This window comes from Deltaproteobacteria bacterium (assembly GCA_016223005.1).
GTDB lineage: Bacteria > Desulfobacterota > GWC2-55-46 > UBA9637 > GWC2-42-11 > JACRPW01.
Genome location: JACRPW010000010.1, coordinates 3,695 through 16,963 on the forward strand (window position 1 = coordinate 3,695; position 13,269 = coordinate 16,963).

The 13,269-nt window shown below is 39.4% G+C and carries 14 protein-coding genes and 1 pseudogene (1 of these 15 running past the window's edge); 8 read left to right on the forward strand and 7 right to left on the reverse strand.

Features of this window, described 5'->3' with window-relative positions; all coding sequences use genetic code 11:
- The 6 genes and pseudogenes from HZC45_01120 to HZC45_01145 all read right to left on the reverse strand — a co-directional run.
- Positions 1–124, reverse strand: a pseudogene (locus HZC45_01120) (ATP synthase F0 subunit B) (it extends 320 nt beyond the left edge of the window).
- 234 nt (positions 125–358) lie between these two features.
- On the reverse strand, positions 359–1,849 hold the full coding sequence (locus HZC45_01125) for an aldehyde dehydrogenase family protein (protein MBI5681767.1): 1,491 nt from the start codon (positions 1,847–1,849) through the stop codon (positions 359–361).
- 37 nt (positions 1,850–1,886) lie between these two features.
- Positions 1,887–3,323: a dihydrolipoyl dehydrogenase gene (gene lpdA, locus HZC45_01130; GenBank protein MBI5681768.1), complete on the reverse strand. Its 1,437-nt coding sequence runs from the start codon at positions 3,321–3,323 to the stop codon at positions 1,887–1,889.
- Positions 3,310–3,975 carry a TVP38/TMEM64 family protein gene (locus HZC45_01135; GenBank protein ID MBI5681769.1) on the reverse strand — a complete coding sequence of 222 codons (666 nt, stop codon included), beginning with the start codon at positions 3,973–3,975 and terminating at the stop codon, positions 3,310–3,312. Before HZC45_01135 ends, lpdA begins: the two co-directional genes overlap by 14 nt.
- Positions 3,976–4,008: 33 nt before the next feature.
- Positions 4,009–4,398 carry a class I SAM-dependent methyltransferase gene (locus HZC45_01140; GenBank protein MBI5681770.1) on the reverse strand — a complete coding sequence of 130 codons (390 nt, stop codon included), beginning with the start codon at positions 4,396–4,398 and terminating at the stop codon, positions 4,009–4,011.
- Positions 4,373–4,630: a hypothetical protein gene (locus tag HZC45_01145; protein ID MBI5681771.1), complete on the reverse strand. Its 258-nt coding sequence runs from the start codon at positions 4,628–4,630 to the stop codon at positions 4,373–4,375. Before HZC45_01145 ends, HZC45_01140 begins: the two co-directional genes overlap by 26 nt.
- Before the next feature lie 453 nt (positions 4,631–5,083).
- On the opposite strand from HZC45_01145, the gene HZC45_01150 reads away from it, so the two are divergent.
- The 8 genes from HZC45_01150 (at position 5,084) to HZC45_01185 (ending at position 12,130) form a co-directional block, all read left to right on the forward strand.
- Positions 5,084–6,292 carry an argininosuccinate synthase gene (locus HZC45_01150; protein MBI5681772.1) on the forward strand — a complete coding sequence of 403 codons (1,209 nt, stop codon included), beginning with the start codon at positions 5,084–5,086 and terminating at the stop codon, positions 6,290–6,292.
- 19 nt (positions 6,293–6,311) lie between these two features.
- Complete coding sequence (locus HZC45_01155; protein ID MBI5681773.1) at positions 6,312–7,205, forward strand: site-specific DNA-methyltransferase; 894 nt, start codon at positions 6,312–6,314, stop codon at positions 7,203–7,205.
- A gap of 7 nt (positions 7,206–7,212) precedes the next feature.
- On the forward strand, positions 7,213–8,046 hold the full coding sequence (locus tag HZC45_01160) for a hypothetical protein (GenBank protein MBI5681774.1): 834 nt from the start codon (positions 7,213–7,215) through the stop codon (positions 8,044–8,046).
- A gap of 89 nt (positions 8,047–8,135) precedes the next feature.
- Positions 8,136–8,897: a fumarylacetoacetate hydrolase family protein gene (locus tag HZC45_01165; GenBank protein MBI5681775.1), complete on the forward strand. Its 762-nt coding sequence runs from the start codon at positions 8,136–8,138 to the stop codon at positions 8,895–8,897.
- 78 nt (positions 8,898–8,975) lie between these two features.
- Entirely contained in the window at positions 8,976–10,211 is a 1,236-nt protein-coding gene (locus HZC45_01170; protein ID MBI5681776.1) for an LL-diaminopimelate aminotransferase, read from the forward strand.
- Positions 10,212–10,283: 72 nt separating this feature from the next.
- Positions 10,284–10,772, forward strand: coding sequence for a 2-amino-4-hydroxy-6-hydroxymethyldihydropteridine diphosphokinase (folK, locus tag HZC45_01175; protein ID MBI5681777.1), 489 nt, complete (start codon positions 10,284–10,286; stop codon positions 10,770–10,772).
- A gap of 5 nt (positions 10,773–10,777) precedes the next feature.
- Positions 10,778–11,035 carry a hypothetical protein gene (locus HZC45_01180; GenBank protein ID MBI5681778.1) on the forward strand — a complete coding sequence of 86 codons (258 nt, stop codon included), beginning with the start codon at positions 10,778–10,780 and terminating at the stop codon, positions 11,033–11,035.
- A 30-nt stretch (positions 11,036–11,065) separates the two neighbouring features.
- Entirely contained in the window at positions 11,066–12,130 is a 1,065-nt protein-coding gene (locus HZC45_01185) for a tetratricopeptide repeat protein (GenBank protein MBI5681779.1), read from the forward strand.
- 21 nt (positions 12,131–12,151) lie between these two features.
- On the opposite strand, the gene mtnP is transcribed toward HZC45_01185, so the two are convergent.
- A complete protein-coding gene (gene mtnP, locus HZC45_01190) occupies positions 12,152–13,015 on the reverse strand; it encodes an S-methyl-5'-thioadenosine phosphorylase (protein MBI5681780.1) in 864 nt (287 codons plus the stop codon).
- Positions 13,016–13,269: the final 254 nt, after the last annotated feature.

The window sequence follows — 13,269 nt, forward strand, 5'->3', positions numbered from 1 at the left end:
CAATCTTTTCATCTCTCTGTTTCAGGATGTTTAAAACCGGTTTGTATAAAAGTCCATTAAGGACAAAAAGCAAGACAAAAAAACCTATCACCTGCATTAGTAAAGTCATATTTAACTCTATCATAATCTCTCCGAAACGAGTTTCCAGTTAATAAAATGTATAATCGCTATCACATGAAATATCTTGTTGTCAACTGAAAAAATACCCAATGAAAAAACCTCAAATTCCGATTTGGAAAATTAGTAAACTCTGACAAGAGGGATTTTGAGGCATTTTTTAAAAAGGGCAGGAGGAGGAGGAGGCACCAACAAGATTTTGTCTTGAAAATACCATCTGGTATGAATGTTTCATGCTCCTTTACTTGTCTATCTGTGCCTTCTGGAGTCTGCTGCTATAATCCCTGTATATTACCTTCCACTTGGTGAACATATCCAGCGCCCCGCCCCTGCCCCCTGCCTCCCTGTGTCCCAGTCCGCTCTTTTTTGTGCCCCCGAACGGCAGTTGTATCTCTGCGCCTATTGTTGATGCGTTTATATAAACAAGCCCTGTGTCCAAATCCCTCTCTGCTACGGCAGTGTTATTTATATCTTGCGAATAAATACTGGATGAAAGCCCGTACTTAACATCATTTGCAATGTCTATAGCATCAGTCAAATCCTTTGCCTTTATCACGGATACAACAGGACCAAAGATTTCCTCCTGCGCAATGCGCATCTTTGGATGGACATCAGCAAAGATTGTCGGCTTTATAAAATATCCGTTTGCACACTTGCCTTCCCTATACACCTCTCCACCTATTTCAATCTTTGCACCTTCTTTTTTGCCAATCTCAATATAGTCCATCACCTTTTTCATCTGTGATTCATTTATAACTGGTCCAACATCAGTTGCCCTGTCCAAACCATGCCCAAGACAAAGCATGGACGCAGCATTTTTGAACATATCTAAAAATTTATCATAGACCTTTTCATGAACAACAACCCTGCTTGCAGCAGTGCATCTCTGTCCTGTTGTGCCGAACCCTCCCCATATAGCACCTTCAACTGCCAAATCCAGTTTTGCATCATCCATTACAATTATTATATTCTTGCCTCCCATCTCACAGGATATTTCTTTATCAGAGACACTGCACATCCTTGCAAGTTTTTCACCCACATCTGTTGAGCCTGTAAATGAAACACCGTCTATCAATGGATGAACTGCAAGTGGTTCTCCAACCTCTTCGCCTGTGCCGTGTACAAGGTTTAAAACCCCTTTCGGGATTCCTGACTGAGCGAGTATCTCAACAAATCTTGCAGCACATACAGACGTGTAACTTGAAGGCTTAAATACAACCGTATTTCCGCTTATAAGGGCAGGAAAGATTTTCCATGCAGGTATGGCAACAGGGAAGTTCCAAGGTGCAATAAGTGCAAACACGCCTATCGGCACACGGATGGATTTGCAGTCTTTATTCGGCAGTTCTGATGGCACGGTTTCACCCTGCAATCTCCTGCCCTCACCTGCCATATAGTAAGCCATGTCAATTGCCTCCTGAACATCGCCAAGCCCTTCAGGAAGCACCTTACCCATCTCGCGGGTAACAATTTCGCCGAGTTCTTGTTTGTGTTTTAATAAGAGTTCTGCTGCCTTAAATATTATCTCGCCCCTTTTCGGCGCAGGCACAAGCCGCCATTTTTTAAAAGCATCTCTTGCTGATTTAACAGCCTGTTCAATATCTTCTTTATTGGAACGAGGAACAATGCCAACAATATCCCTTGTATTTGCAGGATTTATACTTTCTAATGTTTTGCCTGATAAAGAATCCTGCCACTTGCCGTTGATATAATTTTTTATTTTTTCAGGCATAGGATTTACCTCCTGTATAGAGAAACTCTTTTCATTTCTAAAAAAACCTCTTTGTCTTTATCAGCCATTTTGCGGCCTTCGGAAACCATCCTTTGAATAATTTCTCTTTGTAATATTGGTCGCATGCCCTTTTTACAGACTGTGAAAGGGTCGGATAGGCATGGATGGTCTGGGATATTTTTGTAATAGGGATATTCGCCTTCATTGCAAGGACATACTCATGCAGAAGTTCCCCTGCTTTTGGACCGAGTATATGTGCCCCAAGTATGCGGTTCTTTTTATCACAGACCAATTTTATCATGCCACTGCCTTGCCCTTCAATTACTGCCCTGTCAACATCCTTGAAATAGAAACGGAAGATATTGACATTCCTGCATCCATATTTTTTATTTGCCTCATCCTCTGTAAGACCAACACGGGCAAGTTCAGGGTCAGTGTATGTAACCCACGGCACAACCCTGTAATCAGCCTTTCTCTTAATGAAAGGGAAAAGGGCATTGCTGATTACAATACCTGCCTGATATTCTGCCGTATGGGTAAATGCAAATCTCCCTGTAACATCACCGCAGGCAAAGATATGCCTTACATTTGTCCGCATCATAGCATCTACAGGGATGCCTTTATTGTTATATTGAACACCCGCAGCATCAAGTCCCAATCCCTCTACATTCGGCGCCCTGCCCACAGTAATCATAATCTCATCAACTGTAAACCTACTCTCACCTTCAGAACAACATACCTGTAAAACCTTTTTACTGTCATCCTTATTGACACCTGTAACCTCTGTGCATGTATGGATTTCAATACCCTCATCATGTAAAATCTTTTTTAGTTCGTCTGATATTTCTTTATCTTCACGCGGAAGTATCTGCCCCATTGTTTCTATAACTATTGCCTTTGCGCCGAGCCTTGAAAACACCTGTGCGAACTCCATGCCTATTGGGCCGCCGCCCAATATTGCAATAGATGCAGGCAACTTATCCATGCAAATGGCTGTTTCATTATTGATCCCCCCTGTATCGTTAAGCCCCGGGATAGGCAGCATCACAGGTCTTGAGCCTGTTGCAATAAGGAAGTTTTTCCCATAAAGTTTTTCTCTATTTATTTCAAATGTGCGGCTGTCTGTGAATCTCCCTTTGCCGAAAATAACATTAATACCCATCTTGCGGAACCTTTCAGGGTCATCATGTTTTCCGATTTCTTCCTGTATGTGCCTCATGCCCTGCATAACCTTGCTGAAATTAACAGTCAAAGGACTGCCTTCCAATCCAAATTCTCCTGCGCGTTTCATTGTATATGCGACCTTTGCTGAATGAACAAGCCTCTTTGTCGGCACACAGCCATAATGCAGGCAGTCCCCTCCAAGGGACGACTTTTCAATAATCGCCACTTTAGCGCCTAACTGCGCTGCACCGCTGGCAGTAACAAGTCCTGCTGGTCCTCCACCAATAATTATAATGTCAAATCTTTCCATGTTTTCGCCTTTTATATAAAACAGGGATAATGGATATAACGGTTATCAAGATAATGCCTATTACCATTTCACGAGAGACCTTGCCCTTTAAGACATCAAATATAGAACTAGAAAATACGACATATGCGGCAGTTGCGGGGAGCATAAAGATAAAGGATGCAATAACATAATGGCTGAACCTTATCTTTGTGAGTCCAAAGGCATAGTTTAAAAGATTAAAAGGGAATACAGGTATGAGCCGTGTTATTGCCACAAAGAGCCAGCCTTTTTTTTCCACCTCTTCATCTATGGTTTTAAACCTGCCTTTCAGGAGATTTTCAACAAAACCTCTGGCAAAATATCGGGCAATGAGGAATGCAATGGAAGCACCAATGGTAGCGCCAATTATAGCATATATTGTCCCGTAAAATGGACCGAATGCCAACCCACCTGCAATAGTAACAGGGATCCCCGGGAGAAAAAGACTTGGTGTGATGGAATAAATCAGGATGTAAACTAGGGGGCCCCACATGCCAAACCCCTTTACCCCTGTCTGAAATAAATCCTTATCAAGATACCTATCCAGACCTGTTAATCTTGTGAGGATAATGATGGTGAGCAATATGATAGAAAATCCAACAAGTTTAATAAAATTGCCGTTTCTGTTTGGCATAAGAAATGGAGAAAAGGGGGCAGCCTGACAATTCTACTTTCTTGCCATTGCCCATAGATTCATAAACATCTCAAAATATCCCAGTTGTAAATTTTCTTTTAAAAAATTTCCCTCCTGAATAACATGGGCAATCCTTGAAAGACTATATGCCCACTTGTGTTCATCAATTTCAGCAGAACTCACAAGCCTTAATTTTGCCATAAATCTCAAGAGTCCATCAGTCCATGCTGCAGGTGTTGTCATTATATAAATTCCACCTTTTTTTAAAATCCTATAAATTTCCTTTATGGTTCTAACCAATTTATCAAACTCAATATGTTCAAACACAGCAAGCATAGTTACAACATCAAAGTATTCATCTTGAAAAGGCAAAACATCTTCTTTTTCAATATCATGGTTAATAAAAGTAATTGTTGTTATCATTGAAACTTTTATAGTCATTCATGTTTTTAACCTTATCAAATCCATATTTTTCACTAAATTCAGTAGATAATAAAAAAAGCGGATAAAAACCACAGCCAATGTCTAATATCCGCCCATTTCTGGTAGATGGCGGTATAAGTCTATTTGCCAGATTACTTCTCTGGTGTGCAAGTAATTTTCCCAGAAGTCCATATCCTCTGGTTACATTTTTATTGAGTCTATTTTCCGTCATGAAAAATCCTATCTACAGCACTAGCGATAATCCAACTATCAGCAGGAGATAAATTATTATCTGCCTTTATTTATGCAGCAATCTCAATTGAATCTATGCTAAATTTAGTTGAAATTTAAGGTAGCGGCTCCTAAAATGGTGAAGTAATTTAGCTAAAAAAACAAACAACAAGAAAGGAGCCGGTATGAAAAAGGTATTACAAATCACATCAAAAAGCAAGGCAAGAAAGGCAGTATTGTCAAAAATCTTGCCCTTTGTCCGCCAATCTGTTATATTTTTTTAATTTCAAGTTTGTTCTCAATTGAGCATTGAGAAATTTTTCCTATTCAGGAGATGCTATGTAAAGATTACACCGATTATAAAGGCTGATTACACAGATTAAGGCAAAATAGTAGTTTTTAATCGGTGTAATCGTTTTTAAAAATCTGCGTAATCATCTATTAGGAGGACTAAATGTCTAAAATAAAAAAGGTTGTCCTTGCCTACTCCGGCGGACTTGACACATCTGTAATAATAAAATGGCTTGTTGAAAATTATGGATGCGATGTGATTGCATTTGCCGCTGATCTGGGGCAGGGCGAGGAACTTTCGCCTTTAAAACAAAAGGCATTAAAAACAGGCGCAAAAAAGATTTATATAAAGGATTTGAAAGAAGAGTTTGTCCGGGACTTCATATTTCCAATGCTTCGGGCTGGCGCTGTTTATGAAGGCAGATATTTGCTTGGGACATCAATAGCCCGTCCCCTCATTGCAAAGGCGCAGATGGATATTGCAAAAAAGGAAAAGGCAGATGCAGTTTGTCACGGCTCAACAGGCAAGGGCAATGACCAAGTTAGGTTTGAACTTACTTATTATGCAATAGACCCGCATATAAAGGTCATTGCGCCTTGGCGCGAATGGAAAATGAAATCAAGGACTGATTTGATTGATTATGCAGAAAAACACAGCATACCTGTTACTGCGACAAAGGCAAAGCCTTATAGCAGCGACAGAAATCTGTTTCACATAAGTTTTGAAGGCGGGATACTTGAAGACCCTTGGGCTGAGCCGCCGGAGGATATGTTTGTTTTAACTTTATCGCCTGAAAAGGCATCCAACAAACCAAGATATGTTGAGATAGATTTTGAAAACGGCAATCCAGTTAAGGTTGACGGCAAGAGATTATCGCCTGCAAAGTTGTTAGCGTTATTAAATAAAATTGGCGGCGAGAACGGCATTGGAAGGATTGACATGATTGAAAACAGATATGTTGGCATGAAGTCAAGGGGTGTTTATGAAACACCGGGCGGAACAATCCTCCATGCAGCAAGAAGGGCTGTTGAATCAATAACAATGGATAGAGAGGTAATGCACATTAGGGACAGCATGATTTCAAGATATGCTGAACTTGTTTATTACGGCTACTGGTATTCGCCTGAAAGAGAACTCCTTCAAAAATTGGTTGATGAGGCTGCAAAAAATGTGACAGGCACAGCAAGGATAAAACTTTACAAAGGCAATTGCGATGTTGTTGGCAGGAAATCTAAAAAAACTTTATATCATCCTGACTTTGCAACATTTGAAGAGGATGTTGTTTATGACCAGAAGGATGCAGAGGGGTTTATAAAATTGAATGCCTTGCGGCTGAAGATAAAGGCAATGGTGGAGAAAGGTTCACGCTGAAAATAGATTATAGAAAACTATGGCTTATAAAATAATACATGGCGATTGCAAAAAGGAACTTGATTATAAAAAGTTCAAGAAGGTTGACTTTTATAAAGGCATTGACCTGATATTTCTTGACCCTCCGTTTAATCAGGGCAAAGACTATGCAGAGCATAATGACAACCTTCCTGATGAAGTTTATTGGCACTGGATGCAGGATATATGCTCAAATATATATGAACTCACCTCTCAAGGCGGAGCAATATATTTTATGCAGAGGGAAAAAAACGCAGAATATGTATTAGAAGCCTTGAGAAAATCAGGATGGAATTTACAAAACTTGATAATATGGAAAAAGAAGAGTTCAGCAGTCCCGTGCAGTAATAAATTCGGCAAGCATTATCAGGTTATTGCCTTTGCAATAAAGGGCAAAAAACCCAGAGTCTTTAACAGACTTCGCATCAATCCTCCTTTGCCTTCCGAATATAAATTTGAACGGGAAAACGGCATGTATGCGACAGATGTCTGGGATGATATAAGAGAACTTACATCAGGTTATTTTGCAGGGGATGAAGCATTAAGAGGGGAACAGGGTGAAAGATTTCATAAACAGCAAGCCCCGTTAGCGCTTTTGTTAAGGATTATCCTTTCCTCAACAAATATAGGAGATACTGTTTTAGACCCATTTGCGGGTACAGGAACGACACTGGTTACTGCAGAACAACTCAAAAGAAATTCAATTGGAATAGAGGTTGATAAAAAAAATACAAGGTGTATTGAAGATAGGCTGGAAGATATTAGAGAGGCAGATGATATCCAGAAATATTACAGGGACTATAGATACACAGAGAATTTAGGACAGATATGGGAGATGGATATCAAAGGTAGTTTGAATGTTAGGAAAAATAAACAAGCCTATTTATTCAGGTAGAGTAAAAATGTATTCTATATATCATTTTTTAAAATCACTTGCTGCAAAAAAACACCTTTTAAACGAGGTTGAGAAACTAAGTGAGTTTCCATATGATACTGGATTATTGTCTTGCAGAAACGAAGGTCAATTTCCTGATATGGCAATCAGGGTCAATAAAACAAAAGAGAGATTTACCGGCGGCGAACTCATTGAACTAAAAGACAGCGATTCCTATACGGTCTCTTCATTTAATTCAACGATACCTACACGGAAAAAAGAAATATCACAAATAATAACAAGCGACAGCAGTATTATTAAGCAGCAGATGGAAAAGGCTGGGGATGATATTTACTCTCTGCCTGTTAGAGATGTATTTTATCTGGTGAGGGGCAGAAAGAAAGGGCATACTAAGGTTTGTTTGGTATATGGAAGTTTCTTTGAGACCATAGGTGTGGATAGTTTAATAAACCAGTCTTTTTCACAGGTTTTAGAAGAGCGGTTAAAAGAGAGCAAAATGGAAATTTCTGATGATTTAAAAAAATCTCTTCTTTCAATCTTTTCAAGGCAGGAGAATTTTAGCAAGGTCAGGAATGTTGAAAAGGCATCTGTCAAATTAAGATTCAGGGTTATGACAGAGGTTAAAGCCGAAGGGAATATTTTGAATCCTAAAAAATATCCTGAAATTTGTGATGACACATTAAATCTTGTTTTGCCTTGCCATTCTGATAAAGATGAAAATGATATAATTGGTAAAGCAAGGCATGTATTTGGCAAAAAGGTTTTTGATGAGTTTAAAGTTTTTAAAATCAAGCACCACTTTAATGGATATTTTCTTGTCTTTCAATCTTTGCTATCATAGAAACAATCTACTAAGTCGCTATCGTTTCTAGCAATGACGGCTTTTTCAACAACCTGTTAAAAGATGATGTTTGCGAAAGGAGTTGATTTTTGAAACTTGCACGATTTTTAAAAGATGATTTAATAAGATACGGCATTGTTGAAGGCGAAAATGTCATTGAGATAGAAGGCAGTATCTTTGGCAGTTTTAAAAAAACTGCTATTATCAGTAAACTCAAAGATGTCAAACTCCTTGCGCCTTGCGAGCCTTCAAAGATTGTGGCAATAGGCTTGAATTACAAGGCGCATGCTGCTGAATTTAACAAATCCCTGCCAGAAGAACCAATGCTTTTTTTAAAGCCGTCAACTGCTGTGATTGGAACAGGAGATGAGATTGTATATCCAGCGCATATGTCCCATCGCGTTGATTACGAAGGGGAACTTGCAGTTATTATCCGCAAAAAGGCGCACATGGTAAAAAAGGAAGATGCAAAAGAGTATATACTTGGTTATACCTGCATAAATGATGTTACAGCAAGGGATTTGCAGGGTAAGGATATACAATTTACAAGGGCAAAGGGCTTTGACACATTTGCGCCTATTGGACCATGGATAGAAACGGACTTAAACCCTTTAGATTGCCGCATTGAGACATTTTTGAATGAGGAAAAGAGGCAGGACACATCCACAAGCGATATGATTTTTGATGTTTATCATTTACTTAGTTTTGTATCTTGTGTTATGACACTTCTCCCCGGAGATGTGATTGCAACAGGCACCCCGTCAGGCGTTGGAAAGATGAAAACAGGGGATAAGATTGAGGTAAGGATTGAGGGGATAGGGAGTCTTGTAAATACAGTGAGCAGTGAGTAGTATAGCCGATTTATCGGCGTTTTTAAATACACCCAATAAATTGGGCAACTACAAGTTAATTTTAAAGGAGGTATTTAAGTGGCAGACAGTTACATTCAAAATCTCTTTGCCGAAAGAATCGGCGGAAGTAATTTTGGCAAAGAGACAAAGATCTATAAGTTTGAAAAAATCAAAAGGGCAAAGGCGCTTGCCCGCAAGAACCATCCAAATACAGAACTCCTTGATTTTGGTGTAGGTGAGCCGGATAAGATGGCATTTCCTATGGTAGTTGAGGCGCTGAAGATTGAATGTGCAAAACCTGAAAACCGGGGATATGCTGATAACGGCATACAGGAATTGAAGGATGCTGCTGTAAAATATATGGAAAATGTCTATGGAGTGCATGATATTAATCCTCAAACAGAGGTGCTGCATTCCATAGGGAGTAAACCAGCGCTGGCAATGCTCCCATCTGCATTTATAAATCAGGGGGATGCTGCCCTTGTAACCGTACCAGGTTACCCAATCCTTGCAACACATACAAAGTGGTATGGCGGAAGGGTTATTGCCCTCCCTTTAACGGAGGAGAATAATTTTCTACCTGTGCTTAAGGGTATAAAACCTTCTGCCCTGAAGAATGCAAAACTTTTATACATAAACTACCCAAACAACCCAACAGGTGCTGCGGCAACAAAGGAGTTTTTTGAAGAAGTTGTTGCATTTGCAAAAGAGAATAATATAGTTGTTGTCCATGATGCTGCCTATGCAGCATTAAACTTTGACGGCAAGCCTTTGAGTTTTTTGTCTGTGGCAGGCGCAAAGGATGTAGGGATTGAAATCCATTCGTTTTCAAAGGCATTTAATATGACCGGCTGGCGTCTTGCCTTTGTTGTTGGCAGTGAAAATATTATAAGCGCATTCGGTCATATTAAGGATAATTATGATTCAGGGCAGTTTATAGCCATACAAAAGGCGGGTATATATGCCCTTGAGCATCCTGAAATAACAGAGAAGATAGCACATAGATACAAGGTGAGATTAGAGATGCTCGTAGAGGCGCTGAACTCTGTTGGTTTTGACGCTAAGATGCCAAAGGGTTCTTTTTATCTTTATGTGAAATCACCCAGAGGTATCAGAAAAAACAGGAGATTTAAAAGTGCTGAAGATGCATCCGAGTATCTTATCACAGAAAAACTTATATCAACCGTTCCATGGAATGATGTAGGACATTATTTAAGATTTTCAGCCACCTTCATTGCAAAGAATGAAGAAGATGAAAGAAGGGTCATAGAAGAGATGAAAAGGAGAATGAAAGAGGTGGATCTGGAGTTTTAGAAACAGTAAGCAGTAAGCGGTGAGCAGTAAGCAGTAAAAACTGTTCACTGTTCACTGTTCACTGTTCACTGTATGATGCACACTGCCTTTTTAAGCATAGGTTCAAACATCGGTGACAGCGTTAAAAACTGTCAGAATACTATTAAATCTATTGCAGGACACGAGGAAATGGAGGTAATAAGGGTTTCCTCTTTTTATTCTACCGAACCATGGGGTGATATTGAGCAGGAATGGTTTACAAATTGTGTTGTAAAGATAAAAACTTCTTTACATGCATTTCAACTTTTAAGGCATTTGCAGCAGATTGAAAGGGATTTAGGAAGAGAGGAATTTGCAAAAGGTCTGCCGCGTGTTATTGACATAGACATCCTTTTCTTTGACAATGCAGTAATCGGAGAGACAATTTTGACCATACCACATCCGCACCTGCACAAGAGGGCTTTTGTTCTGGTTCCTCTCATGGAGACAGACCCTCTACACATACATCCAGTCATTAAAAAAAACATTAGAGAGTTAAATCAGGAATTGGAAGATAGAAAAAAAGTTATAAGGATTGAATAACCTGTATGCGTCTTATATTATATTTCATTCTGGGATTACTCATTTACAGTGTAATCAGGGCTTACTTTTTCCCTAAAAAAGAGACACCAAAACCAAGTGATAATGCAATCCAGCCAGATGATGACAGCGAGATGGTACTGGATAGGATATGCAACACCTATTTTCCAAAGGATTCTGCCTTAAGGGTCAAAGATGGCAGTAATATCCATTATTTTTGCAGCAATGCCTGCAGAGAAAAATATTTAAAAAGCCTTCGCCCCTGATTTTTTTCTACAATAATGCGGAGCCTCTTTATGCCGAAGAAAATTGTAGGAACCGCCCTACTTTTACCCCTTTTATTTATAAGTTGCCTGTCTTCTCACGCCCTTACCTCTGATACAAAAAGGGTTAGGGTCGCAGTCCTTCCATTTAATGACATTACATCATCATCCATCAATATAAAAATAGCATCCGTGTTCATGGCTGAACTGTCTAAAACCGATTTTATAGATGTGGTTCCTCTGGAGATTATAAGAAGAAATATAATGGCAATTGAACCCAATTTTCTCTGGACTGAACAGAGAGGCATAGAGAAAAGGGGAAGGATTGTATGGGATGTTGAACCAAAGGTTGTGGAAGAGATAGTTTTTAGAACTGGCGCTGATTACACGATATACGGGAGCATCTCATGGTTTAATACAAAGTGGAAGATAGATGCCTACCTTTCTGATAGTGATAAAAATGTCATACGGGTTTATAGTATTTACGGGGATAAGGAAGAGGAGGTTCCAGAAAAACTGGAGAATATATCCAAAGAAACAATACTCCTGCTTCAAAGGGAAACCATAGTAAAGGAGGCAGAGGAAGAGGTAAGAAGATACCTAGGCGGCACATATACACTTCCAATAGCAATTGAAAGGGTAGAGATTCTAGCAAGGTCTTTTTATGATTCTATTCCGCTGCATGCCATTCTTCTGAATTTGTATCTAAAAAATAAAATGGGTTATAAAGAAAAGGTTATAGATACAGGACTAAAGATTATAAAACTATATAATCCTTCTAATGACAGAGATACTAAATATCTCCTTTCCCTGAACCTTGACCCTTTTGATGCCGTTGCTAGTGGTTATGAAGAAAAAGAGGAGTTAAATAAGGCAGTAGAGATAAGAGAAAAGGCACTACAGGTCTTTCCACTTTATACTACCCGTCATAAGAGAGGGATAGGCATCGCTGCATATAATCTGGCTAAAGTTTATGAACAGAAAGGTGAAAAAGTGAAGGCACTACAGTATTATAAAAAGGCTATTCTATACCTCCCATCAGAATCTAACGAATTCCTTTCAGCAAAAGAAAAACTAAATCTTATTGAAAAGAGGTGAATCTCATCACGAAAAAACCATTCATAATAGATATTTTCCTATAATGGGTTTTAAATCTCTCTTTGTCTTTGCAGGGATTGCCTTTTTATCTGTTACAATTGCAAACTTCATTGCACTGGCGCATTTACACTTCCTTACAGAATCTATCTTCAAAACAGCATTTTTAATTATTGCCTTTGCATTTGCCACATTATTTTTAATTGTTTCTAAAACCATCTCTACTGTAACAGACCCTTCTGTCTCATGCCAGCAGTCATAATCTGTTGAAAGGGCAAGGGTCGCATAACAGATCTCTGCCTCCCTTGCAAGTTTTGCCTCAGGGATATTCGTCATGCCGATAACATCAACACCCCATTTTCTGTATATCGTTGACTCTGCCCTTGTTGAGAACTGCGGGCCTTCAATGCAGATGTATGTCCCGCCCTTGTGTGCAGTTATATTTAAATCCTTGCATACATCAAACAAGGTGCTGCTTAAATCATGGCATACAGGTTCTGCGAACTCCACATGCCCTACAATTCCGTTGCCGAAAAATGTATTTGCCCTCCCCTTTGTCCTATCAAAAAACTGGTCAGGTATAACGATATGCCCGGGTTTTATATCCTCCCTCATGCTGCCTACAGCAGATACAGAGATGAGCCATTCTACACCGAGTTTTTTCATGCCATATATATTTGCACTGAAATTGATTTCAGACGGGAGGAGTTTGTGCCCCCTGCCGTGTCGTGGCAGAAAGACCATCTTTACATCGCCAAGTTTCCCAATAATATACGGATCTGACGGGTTGCCAAAAGGGGTTTTCACCTTAACCTCTTTTACATTTTTCAAACCTTCCATTTCATAAAGCCCGCTCCCGCCTATTATTCCGACAATCTTTTCTGACATCTTAACCTCCGGTTATTTATGATACCTTTTGTTAGCATGTTTTTTCTAAATGGTCAAGGTGTTAAAGCGTGTTAAAGCGTGGAGTTTCCTTGGTTTTACACTTTTCGCCCATCGTTTTTAACTAAAAATAGACGGTTTGAGGCTGTGTCATAATTGGTAGTCGTAACCTTTAGGTTGCGCTGAGTGTCAATAAAATCAATAGGTTAAACGCAGGCTAAAGCCTGCGGCTACCATAAAAATGGGTTTATGACACA

Coding starts and splice junctions, on each gene's coding strand:
- HZC45_01145 (MBI5681771.1), bottom strand. CDS start 4,630: ATGACGGAAAATAGACTCAATAAAAATGTAACCAGAGGATATGGACTT.
- HZC45_01160 (MBI5681774.1), top strand. CDS start 7,213: ATGTATTCTATATATCATTTTTTAAAATCACTTGCTGCAAAAAAACAC.
- HZC45_01150 (MBI5681772.1), top strand. CDS start 5,084: ATGTCTAAAATAAAAAAGGTTGTCCTTGCCTACTCCGGCGGACTTGAC.
- HZC45_01185 (MBI5681779.1), top strand. CDS start 11,066: ATGCCGAAGAAAATTGTAGGAACCGCCCTACTTTTACCCCTTTTATTT.
- HZC45_01135 (MBI5681769.1), bottom strand. CDS start 3,975: ATGCCAAACAGAAACGGCAATTTTATTAAACTTGTTGGATTTTCTATC.
- HZC45_01155 (MBI5681773.1), top strand. CDS start 6,312: ATGGCTTATAAAATAATACATGGCGATTGCAAAAAGGAACTTGATTAT.
- lpdA (MBI5681768.1), bottom strand. CDS start 3,323: ATGGAAAGATTTGACATTATAATTATTGGTGGAGGACCAGCAGGACTT.
- HZC45_01140 (MBI5681770.1), bottom strand. CDS start 4,398: ATGATAACAACAATTACTTTTATTAACCATGATATTGAAAAAGAAGAT.
- folK (MBI5681777.1), top strand. CDS start 10,284: ATGATGCACACTGCCTTTTTAAGCATAGGTTCAAACATCGGTGACAGC.
- HZC45_01180 (MBI5681778.1), top strand. CDS start 10,778: ATGCGTCTTATATTATATTTCATTCTGGGATTACTCATTTACAGTGTA.
- HZC45_01125 (MBI5681767.1), bottom strand. CDS start 1,849: ATGCCTGAAAAAATAAAAAATTATATCAACGGCAAGTGGCAGGATTCT.
- mtnP (MBI5681780.1), bottom strand. CDS start 13,015: ATGTCAGAAAAGATTGTCGGAATAATAGGCGGGAGCGGGCTTTATGAA.